Here is an 18,427-nt window from a genome sequence, read left to right as displayed (position 1 = left end):
CTTATTTTTTTAATTCTATAGTTGAGGCAGCTCCGTAACTGCATGTCACTTTCAGTAATGTATTCCCATCGGGCTGCAGCACAAGCTCTACATCCTTGTCACCAGATGCCAGGTTCCATCGCCCTTTAATCAACAATTGAACAACGCCAGGGTTTGACGGCGTCCTATACCAATTTCGGGAATAAATACTGACTTCCTTTCTTTTTCCTGATGCCGTTAAGGGACTATCATCTGGCCCCGTGTAAAAAGCCAGATCCGGATCGGTAACGGCCAGTTTGAGCTTTTCTTTTTGAGTCTGGTACATGATTAAACACGGCCTGTTGTTTTCCAGGATCAGCGGATCTGCTAACTTTTGTTTTGCACCAAAAATTGCCAGTCCGGTCATGCGGGCAGGGGCATACCACACCGAATGTGCCACACCATCTTGTCTTAGAACTTGATACAGGCCAGGGCCTTTTTTTTGCGCTGCAACCAACTGATTTAACTTTGTTCGATTGGTTTTGATCAGCATCGCATAGGCATACCCCTGGTTAACAGGTGCCTTACCATGCTGAAAGATCAGTTTGGCAAAATCACCACTGGTTTGGCCGCTATCTTTCTGATCCCGCGAAGTTTGCCTCGATTTTGTCAGCAATACCCCCGAAGCCTCAGGGATATAATAACCGATCCCGCGGTTATCCAAAATTGCAAGTTCCCGATCGTTTTTCCATTCCTGTGCACGCGGAAAGCCCTGGAAATCTTTTCCATTCACCAGGATTGAATCGCTGCTGTTTTTAAGGTAGTTTTGAAAGATAGTTGTTTCGGTAGGGTACTCCGCAATTTGATTGCTTATTCCAGAACCCAAACAAACCACCAGGCTATCAAACATAAACCAGGATTTTGTCGCTCTAAAAGTACCCATATCGTATTTATCATGGCCATGCAGCTTCATTGCGAACAAACCTTGTTGGTCGAGATGTGTTCCGCCTGCAAAAATTTCATCGGTAATTAACATTTCTTCAATCCCGCTATAATCGTCAGGATTGATCACATTTGCCCTCAGTTTATTTAAGGGCAGATGTAATGTGGTGGTTCCGGGAATGTTATTCCAATCCCAGCCTTCATCTTTAAAATGGCTTCCACTATCTGTATGACTTGCCGGAAATGAAACCTCCAGGTGCCCATAGGCAAGATATCGTCCATACATGTTGGCCCCGGGATAGGACTCATGACTAACAAAATAACGGTTGTGCCCCCTGACAGTCAACAGCCAGTCCTGCCTCCGGTGAATGTCAAACAAGCCGAAGTTCATGTTCCAATGTCCTGAAGGATAAGCTGCGGGCTTTATACCTGCTTTTTTAAACATCAGGCCCCATTTACCCGGTTTATTTGGATTTAACCTCAGATATATTGAAGCCATATCCTGATCCAGTTCCTGTGTACCATCCGGACTTCCCGAAAGGGCCATATAGGCATAAGGCAGGTCTGCAATTTTCCAGCCCCCTGTCGGATGCCTTCCAGACACACTGATCGGCCATTTATAGGGGTTGGTATAATAATGCATCAGCATCAGACTCTTCTTCAAGCTTTCCCGGGCATCCTGATCCAGGCTAAACCGGGTTCTGCTCAATACATATACAATGGGCGTAATCCCGGTATATCCGCCAATACCATAAGCCGGATACAAATTACCATGATGAAAAACTGCACCATCAGGTTTAAAAGCCCCTTCAATGGTATGATCCGGCTCTATGTTTTTTGACAGCCATTGTGCATAGCTTTGCAGGTAACGTAATTTTTCCGGAGAATCGTCTCTTATCAATATGGCAGAAAGCATACTCCCCAACAGTGTATTGAAAACGTCAATATTGCTTGAAGGCAATTGATCCAGCGCCTGGAGACAGCGGCCAAGCCCGCTAAACCAGGCCATGCTTTTGAAAGTTCTTTCCAATGCCCCATGCCGCTTGATCACATCTTTCATCAATAAACAAGCAGAATAATATCCTGACAGGTTATAGCCGTGATGATGCAAAGCTCCCATCCCACTGCCAAAAGCCCAGCCCTGATCATCCATATGATCCAGCAAATCCATAAAATAGCCTTCCAACCGGCCTTTGTCATCTGTACTGACCTCACTGTGGTAAGCCTGTGCAACCTGCAACATGAATTGCGTATATTTTTTTACATCAGTTTCCTGATTAAGTGCTTTTACCGCATTGGAGGACGACAAAGACACCAGCTCTACGTCGTTGGTAGCATGTACCGGCCGACCCGTAATCACACCGCTTTTACGTTGGATTTTCCAGAAAAAAAATGATTTTTCAATAGCAGACATGCTGATCTTCGCTTTCTGCTCCTCAGCCGGAAAGATCACTGCTCTATACCTGCTGGTTATCTTTTCTATCTCTTGCTTTTCCACTTCAGATACGGCTGCCGGAAGTGCCAGACGCTGCGGATTGCGACTGAAACTGTACAATGCGGTCCAATGGGCATTAGCCGCCCGGTCTGCTTCCCGATTTACAAAAGGCAATTGTTCATCACGCATGGGTGAGCGCGGATTGATGGTCACATTCATCAACATCTGATCCAGATAGATTGTACCTTTTTTAACGGATCGCGGAGCCTCAATACGCAAAGTATTCATGTTTTTAACCGGTTTGCCCTGCATATCCCGATGGTACATTACCCATGCTGTACGCCAGCCTTTAAAATTCAATCCAAATTGAAAACTACTGCTTGTATTTTTTCCATCCCCAAATCGAAAGACCAAATGGTCATCAACTGGTATTTCATTGTAAATCCAGACCACAAAAGTACTTCTCGCCTGGTCTGCAACCTGTAATAGTGCCGTATCTCTGATTTCAAGATCAGCCTGCGCTGACTCATCCCAGTTCCAGGCAATAGATTCATTACCAGATTTGAAGTGCCTGGAACTCAGTTGCAGCTTTCCTTTACCAGCATTCCAGTTTGATGGAACAGTAGTTTCACAAATATCTACTGGCATTTGTGCGGAGGTTTTGCCAAATAAGCAGCACATCAAAAAAACGACAAGGCATCGGCTCATATTTGATCTTTTCTTGAAAACAGGTTCATACAAGATTCAAATATTCAATTTAATTTAGCCAGGTGAGGGCGAAAAATCAGTTCAATTGGGGTGACTAATCTGTTTTTTGGTGGTATTCTGAAGGTGCTACGCCAAACTGCTTCCTGAATTCCTTGCTAAAATACTTGCGGTCGTTGAACCCCACAGCATAAGCCACTTCTGAAATGCTCCTTTGATTTTCTCTAAGCAATTGTGCCGCTCTTTTTAAACGCTGGGATTTGATGAAGTCTGTGATGGACAATCCTGTCAATGCTTTGATCTTTTTGTACAGCACCGTCTGGCTCATGCCAATCTGATCTACCAGTGTCGATACATTAAAATCCGGATCTTCCATCCTGGCCTCAATCAAGGCCATCAGTTTGTTCAAAAACTTTTCATCCGGCGATACAAGTTCCAGCTTTCTCGGCGTAAGCATAATTTGCTTTACATACTTCTGCCTCAATTCCTCCCGGGCACGTAGCAGATTCCTGATGTGAAGTTCCAATATCTGCAGACTAAAAGGCTTGGTCATGTACACATCTGCACCGGCTTCCAGGCCATCTATTTGTTGTGAGGTGGTAGCCATTGCCGTCAGCATGATTACCGGAATGTGACTGGTATTTTCATCCTGCTTAATCTTTGAGCAGAAATCAAACCCGTTCATCTCGGGCATGCTAACGTCGCTAATGATCAGATCCGGAAGGTGGTTAAATGCCTGTTCGGAACCTTCAACACCATTTACAGCTTCCAGTACCCGATAATTGGCCCAGAGCGACTGTACGATGAAGCCACGAAGCTCATCGTTATCTTCGACAACCAGGATGGTCTGCTTTTTTTCTGAGGCTTCGGAATTCAGCCTAGGCCCAATTTGCTCCTCCGGTGCAACAATAGTTTCTTTCACTGCCTGCTGCAAGGTATCGGAAACCAATTCTTCTGCAGTAAAATGGGCATTACCCAGCTTCAGTGTAACAGAAAGACTGGTTCTGCCATGCCCTTTTTCGACTGCGGCTTCACTGGAGACTGAAACTTGTCCTTTATGCAGTTCAACAATATTTTTAACCAGAGCCAGTCCAATGCCCCAGCCCTCATGGCTGCTACCGGTCCATTTAACCTGATAAAAGTTGTTAAATATCTTATCCAGAACCTCAGCAGGGATGCCGATACCGTTGTCTTCAATGCTCACCTTAACCAGATCATCATCCTTAAGTACAATGAATGTGATTTTTCCACCCTCTGGTGTGTATTTAAAGGCATTGGATAAAATGTTATAAAAGACCTTCTCCAACTGGGCAGGATCAAAATAGAGTGGAATGATTTCCTCCTGGCAGTTAAATTGATAAGTGATCCGTTTAAGTTCTGCCAGGTTTTCATAAGCGGCATAAATCTGGCGACAAAAGCCTACAAACTCATTTTCGGATACCTGCAACCTGACATTTCCAGTTTCAATTTTCCTGAAATCCAGCAATTCACTAATCAACCGCAGCAAACGGTCCGCATTCTTTTTCACCTGTTGTAAGGGAATACTTACCGCTGAATTCTCTTTGGTTTCACGGATCAGTTTTTCAAGTGGGGCAAAAATCAGTGTCAATGGTGTCCTGATTTCATGAGAGATCCGGGTAAAGAAATCCAGCTTCATCTGGTACAATTCTTCCTGCCGCTCGCTGTTTAAATGTTCGTAGTAAAGTTCAGATTTCAATTGCTGTTGCTTTCTGGTAAAGCGAAGCACGTAGTAAAGTGCTGCCGAGATGGCCATAATATACAGGGTATAAGCCCACCATGTGCGCCATAAAGGAGGTAAAATCCTGATTTCTATACTTGCGGGCGTGCTACTCCAAAGTCCGTCATTATTACTCGCTTTCACCAGTAATTTATATTTTCCTGAGGGCAAATTGGTATAAGTAGCTGTTGGAATACTTACGTAATTCCAATCCTTTTCAAAACCTTCCAGTTGATAGGCATACCTGTTGCGCTGCGGCTGAATATAATTTAAGGCTAGAAAATCGATCGTAAAAATATTCTGACTGGCACTAAAGGTGATTGTTTTGCTGAAGCTGATGTCTGCCTTTAACAAGTGATCCGGACCATTGATGCCGACAGGCTTATTGAAGAGTTTCAATCCTGAAAAGACAACATTTGGAACCACTGCATTTTCTTTAATATCCTTCGGGGTAAAGGCGACAAGGCCATTGTAACTCCCAAAATAAAGTCGCCCCTGCTTATCTTTATAGGCAGAGTTCACATTAAATTCATTGGCAGGCAAACCATCTGTAACATTGTAGTTTTTAAAGGTTTTCTTTAGCGGATCAAACTTAGTCAATCCACGATCTGTACTGATCCACAGATTGCCATCATTGTCATCCAGCAAATCAATGATATTGTCACTCGCCAGGCCATCAACTTTGGTGTAAGTAACAAAAGCTTCTTTTTTGGGCTGATACAAACTTAAGCCGCCGCGCATCGATCCAATCCAGATGTTCCCTTTACGGTCTTCACGAATGCAGCTGATCTGATTCGAATGCAAACTATCCGCATGTTTTAAACTTTTGAAAAAGTATTGGAACTGGCTTTTCCCAGCTTTCAGTAAATTGAGTCCGCGGGGTGTTCCTACCCACAAGTTTCGTTTTGAATCCTGATAAGCAAACCGGATATAGCTGCTGGTAAGTTGCAAACCTCTATCCGGAAGATCATTGATGACGGTAAATGTTTCCCGCTCCGGATCAAACAGGTTTAATCCTTTAGAAGAAGTTCCGATTAACAAGATACCCTGATCGGTCTCACTGATGCTACTTACATAGCCATAACTTAAAGAATTGGGCTGATCAGGCCTTGGCCTGTAATGTTTAAACTGCCCACTTTCGGGCAAGAAGCGTTCCAAACCGCCTTGGAACAGGCCAATCCAAATGCGTCCTTTACGATCTTTATAAATTGCCTTGATGGTATTTGAGCCCAGACTTCCCGGGTTCCTCGGATCGCTCACATAATGTGTGAACCGATTGGTCTTAAAATTATAATGGTTCAAACCCTGCCCTTCAGTCCCGATCCACAAATTGCCATCAGCATCTCCGGCAATTACGCTGATGATGTCACTGCTGATGCTATTTTTATATTTATTGTATTTATAAACGGTAAAAGGAATGGTATTTCGGTGAGCTACGTTGATGCCACCAAACATGCTCCCCACCCAAATGGAGCCCTGGTCATCTTCATAGATGTCCTTAATGGAATTGTCACTCAGACTTTTTCGATTGTCTGCATCATGTACATAGCTCGTAAACCTTAGTGTTTTAGGGTCTAAAATATTCAGGCCATTCATCGTAGCAATCCAGATTGCACCATTTTTGGCAATCATAATTTTACGAAGAAAATTATTGCTGATTCCGTTTAATGAAAGCGGGCTGTGTTTAAAATGGATAAAGCTTTCTGTTTCGGGTTGAAATAAATTCAGGCCTTCTGTTTCTGTACCCACCCAAATACGCCCCTGTTGATCTTCGGCGATGCCCTTAATCGAATTCCCACTAATACTGGATGCATCCGAGGCACGATTTACAAAGGTTTTAAAAACATATTGTTGATTATTTTTACTGATCCTGGTTAAGCCTTCTGAACTTCCTACCCAGATGTTACCCTTGCGGTCCTCCGCCAAAGCGTAAATGGAATTACCAGCAAGTCCGTCCGCTTTAAAAAACTTCTTAAACTTTCTGCTACCCGGACTTTCCAGCATACTCAGCCCCAAATTGGTTCCAAACCAGATTCGCCCTTTCTGGTCGGCCAGCATAGCAAGAACAATTTTATCACTGATGCTGTTCGGATCTTTCGGATTGTAAATTATCCGCTCAAAAGAATCTGTTTCCGGAATATAGCGGTTGAGCCCGTTTTGGGTACCAATCCATAGCTGTTTATTTTTATCTTCTACTATGGAAGAAACATAATCCTCGGCGCTGATCGTACGAACATCCTCGGGGTCACTCCGATAAATTTTAAAAGCCCGCCCATCATAACGGTTCAAACCATCCCTAGTTCCAAACCACAGATACCCCCTGCTATCTTTACAGATAGACAACACCGTGCTTTGCGACAGGCCATTGGTTACAGACAAATGATCAAAAGAAAACTGACCAAATGCTGCAAACGAGAAAAGGTAAGCAACTACAAAAAGTAACAGCCGCTTACATAGGTTCTGCAGGGTGAATAGCTTGATCATTACAGATAATTATAGCAAACCAGGGTATAATGACCAAACCTAATAAAAATATCTGAATTCGTATTGATATTGACCCGTTCTATTGCGAGCAGCCACTAAAACAGCAGGCCCCTGTCAAATCAATGACAGGGGCCTGTAAAATATTAGGGTTTAACTACAATTTGATTTTCACAAAATACAACCTGTTGCGATCAACAGATTTAGTCAATGGCAATATCTTTTGAGCAAAGCCACTTGCACCATTGTCTACCACACCAAAATCATCATCATTCGAGATCACAAGAATATTTCCAGGTAACAATGCCAAACCTTCGGCCTTATCATGCGGATAAACTGAAGGGAGATCTTTCAGCAAATCGAGCACCAGGGTTTTACTTACGGCGGTAATACCGGCAGTTGCCAGGCCAGCCTGATTGTTCAACTCCTCTACAGTTTTTCCATTATACAATTTTCCGGTGGCCCCATTTGCTGCATCAGAGATATCTGTCGCATTGCTCAGGTCAATTTTAAACACTTTTTTAAATGCCGCAGGATTTGTAGCATCGCCACCAAATAGTCCGTCGCGTTCTATAGTTAAAAAAGTAGTCCCGTTTACCGCAACAATATCACTTACACCAGTTAAACTGGTGTTCTCCATCAGGTAAGCATATTGTTTTGTCGCACCAGTAGCGATGTCGAAAGTTAAAATCCGCAGTACCACAGAATTTGCTACGGCAGCTTTTGTCGGGTTGTACATTGGTGATTGCATCATGCCAACCAATGTTTTACCATCAGGTGTGATAGCCAGGCCTTCCATACCCCTGTTCGCGCGTCTGTTGGCAAATACAGCAGGTATTTTACGTCCGCCGGTTCCAGTCCCGAATGGGTTTATCCGTTCAATTGTTTTTCCAGAAGCATCGAAATGAGCGATATGCGGTCCGTATTCGTCACTGATCCAAAACGTGCCGTCGGCAGCCCGTACAAGCCCCTCCGAATCAATTCCATCTGCACTGGGCGCAATGACTTGTCCGTTAAGGTCATAAGCCGTTTCTCCGGAAGCACCCATGCCTTGCGGATTGGGTAATCCGTTTAATTTAGCTCCGGCTGCGTTTTTAAGCTCAATCGTCTGTTCCAGGATCAGCTTACCATCTTTAAGTCTGAACTTACCAATCTGCGGATCAAAGTCGGGTTTACCGATAATGATCGAGTTTGCCACCTGACCAGCCACATTGGATCCCCTGTCTGTTAGCATATAAAAAACATCAGGCTCATTTGGATCCGCAGCTACAGCCGATCCAAAACCACCATTATAAACCTTCACACCAGCTGGAGTTGTAAACAGTATCGCCGGATCGACAGCTTCTGCCATATCAGGATAAACGATATCTGAAGACGATTTATCTTCGTTTTTTTTGCAGGACACCAATCCGATAGTTAGTGCTGCGATCACGCTAAGTAATTGTTTTTTCATTGATTTAGGATAAAATTATTTCGACAAAGCAACCATCTGAATGTGAAATAACTGTTAACCTGGTAACATCAAATGCTTATTCACATTTAACATTCAGATCGCTCAATTTAAGATACCTGACTAAAAAACTGATTTCAAGCCCAATATCAAATCAACGGCACCATACTACATGATTCCTCACACTTTATCCACACCTTTCTATTGGCTTTTCCACAGCTACGCAACTACGTGTGGATAAAGTGTGGAGAAGGTTATTTTGTGTTGCGGCTGACTAACAACTGGTAAAGACCTTTTAATTTCTGACCTCGGGTTAAATTAGGCTCAGCCTTGATTTCGATACCGGATATCGCTTGCCAGAGTTTCGCTGTCTGAACATCCATGGCTTCCGGCAACCGGGCTTCCCAATCAGGTAAGTAGCCGCGCAACCCCATGTACTGTACCATTTTAAAATCCTGATCGTCAGGTCTTATATCCTTATAATAAATCAATGTTGCTTTTTGATCGATCAATTTATCCTGCAGCATATTCAGATCCACATTTTTCAATTTAAGCTTTTCATCAATTGCCAGCGATGCAGCAATTCCTGCGGCTTGTCCGATTGCCATCCAACAAGGTTCCATACGTAGGGTTGAGAAACCGATGTGACTTCCTGAAACCGGAACCGGAAACAAGAGGTTATCCACATCCTTAGGTAACATTACTCCGAAAGGAACTGTATAAACATCTGAGAGATAACTGATGAAACCATCCAGATGTATTTTTCCCGACTCACGTTTCCGAACCGCATGTGAGTCAAGTGCGTAATGACTTGCAGTAATACTGCTGACATGTAAAGGGGGTCTAGCTCCAGGAGTCAGCGCAATGGCATCCTGGGCAGTAAAAAAATAAGCACCTTCCATACGTCGACCTTCACGCACATAAACCTGCCTCGGAAAATTTTCATTGTCCTGATATTCATCTTTGGCGAGGCCCCATTTGCCTGCAGCCTTTTTAAAGTTGACCGGAAGTTTCGGATCGTTTTGAGCAAAATAGATCAATCCAAGCGTATAACTTTTAAGACGTTCCGCAAACTGATCGCGCCAGTCCCAGCCTGATGTTGGCCAGGGCCAGTTCTCTTCTGGGAGATCAGTAGAGATTAAAGCCAGGTGCTGGTTATTGGCATCCGTTTTATGGTTTGGTAAAAAGACCCGGTTGGTGATCTTAGCGATGCCCCATTTGTCGCCAGGTATTCCTGTAGTATCACCCTTCGCTATATTTTTACGATTGGCAGCCATCATTTCTGCAGATACCCTCAGCATTTCAACGCCCGTATGACGACCGTCCCATACATCATTAACCAATGATTTAAACTCGTCCCGATCATATTTCCGCGGTTTTGTAACGGTTAACCTATTGCTTGCATCATCTGTCAGGCACAATCTGTAATTATAAGCCTGTACAGCATTATCAGCCTGATAGGTAGTACCTTCAGCTACTGGTCCGTCCCAATATTTATAAGTTCTGCCTGCGCCATCCTCGGCAAACTCGTCTTTACCCTCACGACCGGTACGGAAAGGAACTTTTGCCGCAGCTGCCAGGTCACCTTCATAAGTCCCGTCAATAAAAATATCGCCCTGATATTCTTCGGTTTGTTTTGTTAAACGATTGGTAACCTTAATTTTGGTAATTTTATTGTTTTGCATGCTCACATTTTTCTCCTCCGCATCAAACTGCCGCATTTTATAAACTTTTATTTTGTCGCTATGTTCCGCAAGCATTTCCTCAAAAATCAATTCGGCAACGGAAGGTTCAAAATGATAACCATCACTACACATTTTCACCTGTTCAGCATTTTCGCCATACTTTTTGATATAATATTTTTTAATCCGGCCGGTAAATTCTGTAAACAAACCCGTTGTGGCACCCCTTGTCGCAATATCTGTAGCACCCAGTCCGTTCGCCGGTAAACCGCCGATATGTCCTGTACGCTCCAGAATTACTGAAGTTTTACCCAGCTTTGCAGCGGAAATGGCAGACATAATACCTCCGGGATTGCCCCCAACAATAACAAGATTATACTGTGAAAACGCTGCTGATGCAGAAAAAAGGAATGCCATAAAAAGGCATTTAAATAGCTTCATATTCTTTACTTATTTAATTAAAACGATTGTAAAAATCCATTGTCATCTAACCAATGGATCACATGATCAAACCATTGATCTTTTGTTGTTTTGTTATACAGGCCAAAACCATGTCCCCCTGTTCCATATAAAACCATATCAGCTTTTACCTTGGCTGCTGTTAAAGCGCTATAAAATAAAAGGCTATTCTGAACAGCTACAGTCTTATCATCCTGCGCCTGTACGATGAAGGTCATTGGCGTGTTGCTGTCAACTTGTTTTTCATTCGAATACCAATCGACCAATTTCTGATCTGGTGACAAGCCAAGCAGGTTATGCTTTGACCCCTGATGTCCTACCTCCCCAAAACTGACCACAGGGTAGATCAACATCATAAAATCAGGACGAAGACTGACATTCAGTTTATTTTCAATAACCGGATGACCAAAATGAGTTCCCGCCGTTGAGGCCAGATGCCCACCTGCAGAAAATCCGATAATCCCAACCTTAGCTGGATTGATGCCCCATTCGGATGCTCGCAGTCTGATCAGCTGTATGGCCCGCTGGGCATCCTGTAATGGTCCAATGGTTTTGTCAACCATTACTTCATCACTTGGCAGGCGATATTTTAATACAAAGGCGGCGATACCCATCTCATTAAATCTCCGCGCAATCTCATAACCTTCGTTCTCTACCATTAAACGGGCATAGCCACCACCCGGACAGATGATAACTGCAGTGCCATTCGCTTTGGTCTTTTCTGGAAAAAAGGGTGTGAGGGTGGGAATACTGACAAATCCAACCTTATTGTTTTCATTGACCTCAACATAGCTTACTGGTGTTTTTTTTGAATTGGGTACACCATCAGGATACAGCAATATGGGTTGCTGTGCAAGGCCACATGGAATACAGGCAATGAACAGCAAAATAGTTAACCTACAAATTTTCATGTCTATGGATTAAATCAAAAATCAGGGTTTAAATGTTGCAGATACGGACCTCCCGCTCAAACCTTTGACAGCTATGGAAAACTGGAGTAAAGGTGTTAGCTGCTTGATGGTAATTTCGGGATCGGAAGTCACAAGACCAGAAACCGGTCTGTTGAGCTGTATCTGAATCAGCCCTTCATTAAGCATCGTGGGATCTGATAAAGAAACATGGATGCCCTTTTTATTTTCCATCACCATTACCGATGCTTTTTTATCACAGGTTAAATATGTTTTATGGTCAATTAAAACAGCTGTTAAAGTATCTTGCCAGAAGTTAGCAGCCGTCAGTCCCAGCTTCAGATCTGTTACTGCCTGAACCCTTGCCGTATTTTCCAGTATTTGTATGGATGGAGATTTGGCGAACTGTTTAACTTGCTTAGCGCTATAGCCTGGCAACAGCACATAAGCATATTTATTTTCAGCACCATTGCCATCTATCTGAGGGTTGCCATGTACCTTCCATAAAGTTAAATAATGCCGTGTTTTTAGCGTGCTGTCTGTTCCGGTTCGTACCTCACTCCATTTGCCGCTTTGAGGCTGGCGTTTCATGCGCAGTTGTAGACCTTCCGGAAAGTAATAACCAATATCTGAACCTTTTACATTCCCTGACAGTTGTGCCCAGTTTACATGACGATCAATAACCTCAAAATCGCCCCGTAATATCTTGCCATCTACGGTAAATGTATTCCTGTTCTCTAAACTGAGCTTACGTTGTTCAATGGTCGTCCATACATTTCTATCATCACGATTGGTGATACCCGCCCCTAAACAAACCACTCCATCAGCTAACATAAACCAGGATTTTTTGGCTGAAAGGGGAGTTCCGAAAGGAGATAAATCCATTCCGCTTAGTCCGTATTTACCCTGCATCGCAGTGCCACCTACCCAGCTTTTGTTACTGACTTTATTGGTCAGGGCTGTGGAATTCTCCACGGTAGTAGTTCCAGGTAAATGCTGGTAATCTACCGTACTCCAAAAATTATCTTCAAACTGTTCTTGATCTGCATTGTAAAGATAGGTCATGCCATCTGACAGGTGCCAGCCCTTTAAGTTTTCCTGATTAATGGACTCAAAATTGTAAATGCGGCTGGAATGCATGCTCAGCATAAAGGCATAGTGATCTGCCTGCTGCACCGCCCTATCCATGTTAGCCAGTTGCCGGTACGTAATATAACTGCCACGCGGTACAATCGTTTGATCTTTCATGATCGCTAATGCCATTTGCGTAAGCATAATGGAAGAAAAACCAAAATTACTTCCATCTTCCAGCAAGTAACTTTTCAGAATAGACCTTAAGCGCTCCCGTTCTTTTGCAGGCGCCTGAGGGGCAAGGAGGATCAATGCTTCAATTAATGCTTTGCCTTTGCTGTGTTCGCTGGTATTGCTACGTGCAATTTCACGCCCCATAACGGCACTCATTATTCCTCCACGGTATGTGATCGGTTCAAAAGCATCATAAACCCAATGATAGAGGTTATTCGACTCAGGTATAACCGCTGGTATTTCAGGAAACAGATACACCAATTCGGCAAGAGAAGACAACAAGTTAACCCCATAACCACCGGAGTAAGGATGCTTATTGTGCTGAAGGAACGAGCCGTCCTTATAAAATCCGTCACCCTGAGTCACATCATTAAATACCGGATTTAAGGCATTGATGGCGTACACTACTTTTGAGGGATTGTGTGCTACAATCGATGAGATTGCGATTACCCGGCTAATCCAAACCAAATTGGCACCTGTATACCCATCAACAACCGGACTCGCATGTTGTATGGCACGTAAATATGCAGCACGCCACTGGGGACTGATCTGATCATAAAGTAACACCATGATGTTGTTTAGCTTTTCCGGACTACCAATACAGTAGTCCCACCAATTGTTGTTCCCTCCAGTTTTTGGGACAACTGTATTTTCATTATACTTCCTGGTGTAGAGCCATTCCAATGCAGATACAATATCATGCTTCAGTTGGGGATTGTGATAACCGACAGTTCCCGGGGAGCAATAAGCAAGGGCCATACCATATAGCCTGGTATAGCTTGTTGTCATGTCGGCAGATTTGTCGTACTTCAGATCCAACCACAAGGTTTTCCGGTTAACCGTATCACTAACAAAGCCTTTTTTCCAGAAAGCAAGCGAATTTCTATCGATCGTGGCAAGTTTACTTTTGATCAGCGGATCGTTTGGATTGTACTTTCCACCGATTAAAAAATCACTCCATTTAATTCGTAAAGCATCGCAATTCAATGCTTTGCCGGTGAACGTATCCTGTGCACATACCTTTAAAGGCAGAAAACTGGAAATTAATAAACATAAAAAAACATGGATTGCTTTCATTTTTTATAATGCTGATACCGGTATAGTGCTTCCAAAAAATAGTAGTCTGCATAAATGAGCGGGACATCGACCTCGTCTTGATGCGGGCGGTGTCCCGTACTATGTTTTAACAAAAAATACTGATTCGTTCCAGCCTTTGCCAGATACTCATCTGTGCACAAAGCACTTAATATGGCCTGCGCCCTGTCATAATAATTTGTTTTTGTGCCCACATAAGTACTCAATTCAAGTAAGCCGGATGCAGCTACAGCTGCTGCTGAAGCATCTTTTGACACATTTGGAATTTCAGGGTCATTAAAATCCCGAAAAGGAATCGGGTCCTGGGCAAGATCGGTTTGTGACAAAAAATAATCCGCAGCTGCTTCAGCTTGCAGCAAATACTTAGGATCTCTGGTTTCCCGGTATAAAAAAGTATAAGCATAGATCGCCCAGGCTTGTCCACGGGCCCAGCATGAGCCGTCTGCATAGCCCTGAAAAGTTTGCTTTTTGATCAGCTCCCCATTTTCAGGATTAAAATCAAGTACATGGTAAGTACTGTGATCAGGTCTGAAACGGTACTTTAAGTCTACATCCGCATGAGAGACCGCAATGCGATAAAAAGAAGAATCGCCACTTGCTTTAGCTGCCCAAAGCAACATTTCCAGGTTCATCAGATTGTCGACAATAACCGGATATTTAAAAGGCTTAAAATCCCATGATCTGATGGCACCGACCTTTGGATTAAACCTGGAAGACAATGATTTTGAAGCTTCTAACAAAACCTCCTTGTAACGATTGTTGTGTGTGGTCTGGTAGGCTTTATAAAAGGTATTGTATAAAACAAAACCAAGATCATGCGTTGTTTTATTGTATTTTTCGTTTTCTAAGGTTTCCGTATATCTAATGGCTTCATTCTTCCATTTGCCTTTGCCAGTCAGGTAAAACAGGTACCATAAGTTACCGCCAAAAAAACCACTGGTCCAGTCTTTAGACTTAACCAACCTGATGGAGCCGTCTTTGTTTACACTGCGTGGATATAGCGCAGCATCAGGATATTGCTTCAGATAGCTTTTGTATTGTTGTTCGGCCAGATTAAGCACTTTACCAATAGCTGGTTTTGTAACCTGTGCTTTTACACCGGCTGATAAGCAAAACAGCAGCATGCATACGTAGCCCATTGTCCGATTTAATTTCTTTGTATTCATCAATTCAATTCTATAAGTACTGCCCTGGCAGGATTAATGGTTAAGGTGATTTGTGAGGTACCTGTACCGGCAACGGTAGTTGTAGAAGTGCCATTCCAGGTTCCGTTTGTCGCATTTACGGCTGCTCCATCCAGCGTAATACCGGTTGTCGCTGATAAAGGCGTTGCGGCACTGGTAACCAATTCATGCAATTTGGCTGACAAAATGGTTGAGGCATTGGTTATGGTCAACATGGCCACATTTGCCGCATCCTTATTCACGACCAGTGCACAGGTTTTACCCGCTGAGTTTTTAAAGGCGTATGCTGTGATATTCAATCCATTCGGGTTTAAGGATTGCGTTAACGACTGCTTCATGTCTGCCAGTGCAAACATCAGCATGCCATAATAAAGTGGCTTTACAGCAAATGTATTACTGGCATTGTAATAAATCGGGGAATAATAAGACCTGCGTCCACCATGAAAATCTACACCCATAGCACCTTTACGCGCCAGGTAAAACATGAGGTCTACGCCCCACAATGCGGATGCAAAGACGTTGCTCACCCCATCTTTGCCACCATTGTTCACAGAATTACATTCTGCATAGCGGTAAGGCAAGCCGCTACTTGCAGCTGCTGCAGCGATGATCCCTGAGCGGGAAACCAGGGTTGAGTCGTACTGCATCAGTTGTGCAATTGTTCCGGCTGCACCCATTTTATAATAATGGGTGGTTAAAAAATTGATCCGGCTGGCCTCATCCAAAGCAAATGTTTGAATCCATGCAGTTTTAGAAGATACCGTAGGTCCGGAAAATGGAGCTGTCGGAGCCGCTGTATGTAAAGTATTATAGGCCGCCTCAAACTCCGGTTTGTAATGAACAATACCATAACCGGTTGCCCGATAGCCATTCTGAGGATACAAGTCCGGCTCATTGCCGATTTCAAAGCTTAAAACCTTTGTCCCAAACTGATTTTGAACGAAATTAACCTCTGATGTATGTACCGTATCATTGGCTAGGTTTAATCCGTAAATCAGCTTCCAGTCTGTCCCCAGCCGGTCCATAAATAATTTGAGTTTCGTCACATCATCCCTGTAAACATGAGTAATTGAAGTAGCGGTACCTCTTAGCGAATCTTGCCAGAAGATTTTATCCGAGGAATTACCACCGAGACGCAGCACTCCGGTTTTCAGGTTTTTAATCAGCTGCAGGAATACACTTTGGTTTTCATCAAAATAAGGCCAGGTTGGGTTAATGAGGTCAGATTTCTCGTAACTCAGACCAACAAAATTAGCGGGTACATTGGCACCGATGGTTGAGGAGCTGATATCCAGGGAAACATTAACCATGGCCAGGGGCGTTACCGCTAAACTGGTTTGTTTTAAAACCGGCTCCTTCCCGGCATCGGTTTGAGAAATCACCGCGCTTTTTTTACAGGAACAAATGCTCAGCAAGGCTGCCACCAGGGCATACCTTAGCCCTAACAGAAATAAATTATTTTTCATTTTTGTTGTATTTATTGAGTTTATACTATTGAGCAGATCGTTAATTTTTAACGACTTTTACCAGTTGGGGTTTTGTTTAATGGCTTTATTCAATGACAATTCCAGACTTGGTATAGGTAAATACAAATGCCTGTCGGCAATGTTATTACCTGCCAACGCCAGGAATCTTAAATTTGCCGGATAACTTTCTGTAATGCGCTTCGACAAATCCTTCATCGTACTGATCATGATGCCCCAACGTCTCAGGTCATGATCACGCAAAGCTTCAAAAGCAAGTTCCCGCGCTCTTTCATCCTGGATAACGTTTCTGAAAACAATTTTATCTGTGATAAAGGTTGTTCCTTTAAACTCAGAAGCATGCGCTCTTGCCCTGACCTCGTTCAAAGCGTCATGTGCCTTTTGTGTTGGGCCATGCAACTCATTTTCAGCTTCAGCCAGCATTAAAAGTACATCGGCATACCTCAACACAGGAAAATTTGTGGAAGAAGTATTTTTGCTTTTTGGCGTGACCACCTCATACTCTCTACGCCATTTACCTGGATAGCGGTTGTACAATTGTGTTGCTGTAAAATTAGTTGGCTTGGTGGTGGTGAAATAATATGGAGCTATGTTCCAGTCGCGCCTCACATCGGCCGCATCTGTATACAGGTTATATAATTTGTTGGTCGCGTACAATGCACCATAACCGTAACCTGGCGTTTGCAGATCTGGCCCCGATGCCAATATGCCACCCCAAACTCCAACCCAGGAGGTTTCATTATAGCTTCCTATGCCGTTGCCGTAAAACTCAATTTCCCACATGCTTTCTTTAACGTCATAGATATCCTTAGATTGGTTGATAAATATTTGTTTGTAATCGGGATTTAAACTATGTTCATTTGATTGCTGAACCTTTTCAGCCCATTTTAATGCATCGCTAAGCTTACCTGGATCATCAACCTGGCTGCCAGCCATCGTTAAGCAAACCCGGGCCAATATGCCCTCAATGGTTGTTTTTGAGACCCTTCCGCTAAACTTCAATTCCGTTGACGTACTGACCAATAGCTCGGCAATTTCCATATCTTTCACTATTTGTTCAAAGACTTCCTTTTTAGGGGTGCTTTTGATGTCTACATCACTGGCTGAAACGGTCGGGCTTAGCTTTAAGGGTACATCACCCCAATTGTCAGCCAGTAAAAAATAATAGTATGCTCTTAAAAACAGGGCCTCCCCCCTTATCCGGTTTCGTTTGGTCTCGTCCATTTTCGGCTTGTCCAGATTAGCCAGCAGATCATTGGCCCGGTCGATACCCTGATAACAGGAAGTCCATAAATTTCCTACAATACCGTCCGATGGCGTATAATTAAATACTTCTAAACCGGTGGTGGTTGCCGAAGCCGATCTTAATCCTTCGTCATTGCCATAGGCCAGCGTAGTAAACAAATACCGGCCGTACATAGCCTCTCTTCCCAGCGGATCATAAACTCCTGTCAATGCATTTTCCACTTCCTGTTCCGTACTGTAATAATTAACCGGACTTAAAAAATCAGTTGGCGCTACATCCAAAAACTTTTTACAAGAAGCCAAAGGAAAAATAGCCGTGATCATCAATATGTAAATGATTTTTCTCATGATTTACG

Annotated in this window: 9 protein-coding genes; all 9 read right to left on the bottom strand. The window is 43.4% G+C overall.

Annotation, left to right across the window (positions count from 1 at the left end; all coding sequences use genetic code 11):
* Position 1: 1 nt before the first annotated feature.
* The 9 genes from IM797_RS26485 to IM797_RS26445 all read right to left on the bottom strand — a co-directional run bounded on the left by IM797_RS26485 (position 2) and on the right by IM797_RS26445 (position 18,419).
* Positions 2-2,983 carry a chondroitinase family polysaccharide lyase gene (locus tag IM797_RS26485; protein WP_228099150.1) on the bottom strand — a complete coding sequence of 994 codons (2,982 nt, stop codon included), beginning with the start codon at positions 2,981-2,983 and terminating at the stop codon, positions 2-4.
* Positions 2,984-3,137: 154 nt separating this feature from the next.
* A complete protein-coding gene (locus tag IM797_RS26480) occupies positions 3,138-7,262 on the bottom strand; it encodes a two-component regulator propeller domain-containing protein (protein WP_194130239.1) in 4,125 nt (1,374 codons plus the stop codon).
* A gap of 154 nt (positions 7,263-7,416) precedes the next feature.
* On the bottom strand, positions 7,417-8,712 hold the full coding sequence (locus IM797_RS26475) for an esterase-like activity of phytase family protein (RefSeq protein WP_194130238.1): 1,296 nt from the start codon (positions 8,710-8,712) through the stop codon (positions 7,417-7,419).
* A 251-nt stretch (positions 8,713-8,963) separates the two neighbouring features.
* Positions 8,964-10,808 carry an FAD-dependent oxidoreductase gene (locus tag IM797_RS26470; protein ID WP_228099149.1) on the bottom strand — a complete coding sequence of 615 codons (1,845 nt, stop codon included), beginning with the start codon at positions 10,806-10,808 and terminating at the stop codon, positions 8,964-8,966.
* A 41-nt stretch (positions 10,809-10,849) separates the two neighbouring features.
* A complete protein-coding gene (locus tag IM797_RS26465) occupies positions 10,850-11,761 on the bottom strand; it encodes an alpha/beta hydrolase (protein WP_194130236.1) in 912 nt (303 codons plus the stop codon).
* A 21-nt stretch (positions 11,762-11,782) separates the two neighbouring features.
* Positions 11,783-14,140 (bottom strand): polysaccharide lyase 8 family protein, encoded by a 2,358-nt coding sequence (locus IM797_RS26460; protein ID WP_194130235.1) that lies wholly within the window; start codon positions 14,138-14,140, stop codon positions 11,783-11,785.
* The gene (locus IM797_RS26455; protein WP_194130234.1) at positions 14,137-15,324 is read right to left on the bottom strand and encodes a glycoside hydrolase family 88 protein; all 1,188 of its coding nucleotides are present in this window, start codon (positions 15,322-15,324) and stop codon (positions 14,137-14,139) included. The genes IM797_RS26460 and IM797_RS26455 overlap by 4 nt, the downstream gene beginning before the upstream one ends.
* A complete protein-coding gene (locus IM797_RS26450; protein WP_194130233.1) occupies positions 15,324-16,808 on the bottom strand; it encodes a hypothetical protein in 1,485 nt (494 codons plus the stop codon). The genes IM797_RS26455 and IM797_RS26450 overlap by 1 nt, the downstream gene beginning before the upstream one ends.
* 57 nt (positions 16,809-16,865) lie before the next feature.
* The gene (locus IM797_RS26445; RefSeq protein ID WP_194130232.1) at positions 16,866-18,419 is read right to left on the bottom strand and encodes a RagB/SusD family nutrient uptake outer membrane protein; all 1,554 of its coding nucleotides are present in this window, start codon (positions 18,417-18,419) and stop codon (positions 16,866-16,868) included.
* Positions 18,420-18,427 lie beyond the last annotated feature (8 nt).

Source organism: Pedobacter sp. MC2016-24, from assembly GCF_015223055.1.
Lineage (GTDB): Bacteria > Bacteroidota > Bacteroidia > Sphingobacteriales > Sphingobacteriaceae > Pedobacter.
Note: the sequence above shows the minus strand (reverse complement) of the source record. Positions and strands in the feature narration are given on the sequence as shown.

Coding starts and splice junctions, on each gene's coding strand:
- IM797_RS26485 (WP_228099150.1), bottom strand. CDS start 2,983: ATGCCAGTAGATATTTGTGAAACTACTGTTCCATCAAACTGGAATGCT.
- IM797_RS26480 (WP_194130239.1), bottom strand. CDS start 7,262: ATGATCAAGCTATTCACCCTGCAGAACCTATGTAAGCGGCTGTTACTT.
- IM797_RS26465 (WP_194130236.1), bottom strand. CDS start 11,761: ATGAAAATTTGTAGGTTAACTATTTTGCTGTTCATTGCCTGTATTCCA.
- IM797_RS26455 (WP_194130234.1), bottom strand. CDS start 15,324: ATGAATACAAAGAAATTAAATCGGACAATGGGCTACGTATGCATGCTG.
- IM797_RS26445 (WP_194130232.1), bottom strand. CDS start 18,419: ATGAGAAAAATCATTTACATATTGATGATCACGGCTATTTTTCCTTTG.
- IM797_RS26460 (WP_194130235.1), bottom strand. CDS start 14,140: ATGAAAGCAATCCATGTTTTTTTATGTTTATTAATTTCCAGTTTTCTG.
- IM797_RS26475 (WP_194130238.1), bottom strand. CDS start 8,712: ATGAAAAAACAATTACTTAGCGTGATCGCAGCACTAACTATCGGATTG.
- IM797_RS26470 (WP_228099149.1), bottom strand. CDS start 10,808: ATGGCATTCCTTTTTTCTGCATCAGCAGCGTTTTCACAGTATAATCTT.
- IM797_RS26450 (WP_194130233.1), bottom strand. CDS start 16,808: ATGAAAAATAATTTATTTCTGTTAGGGCTAAGGTATGCCCTGGTGGCA.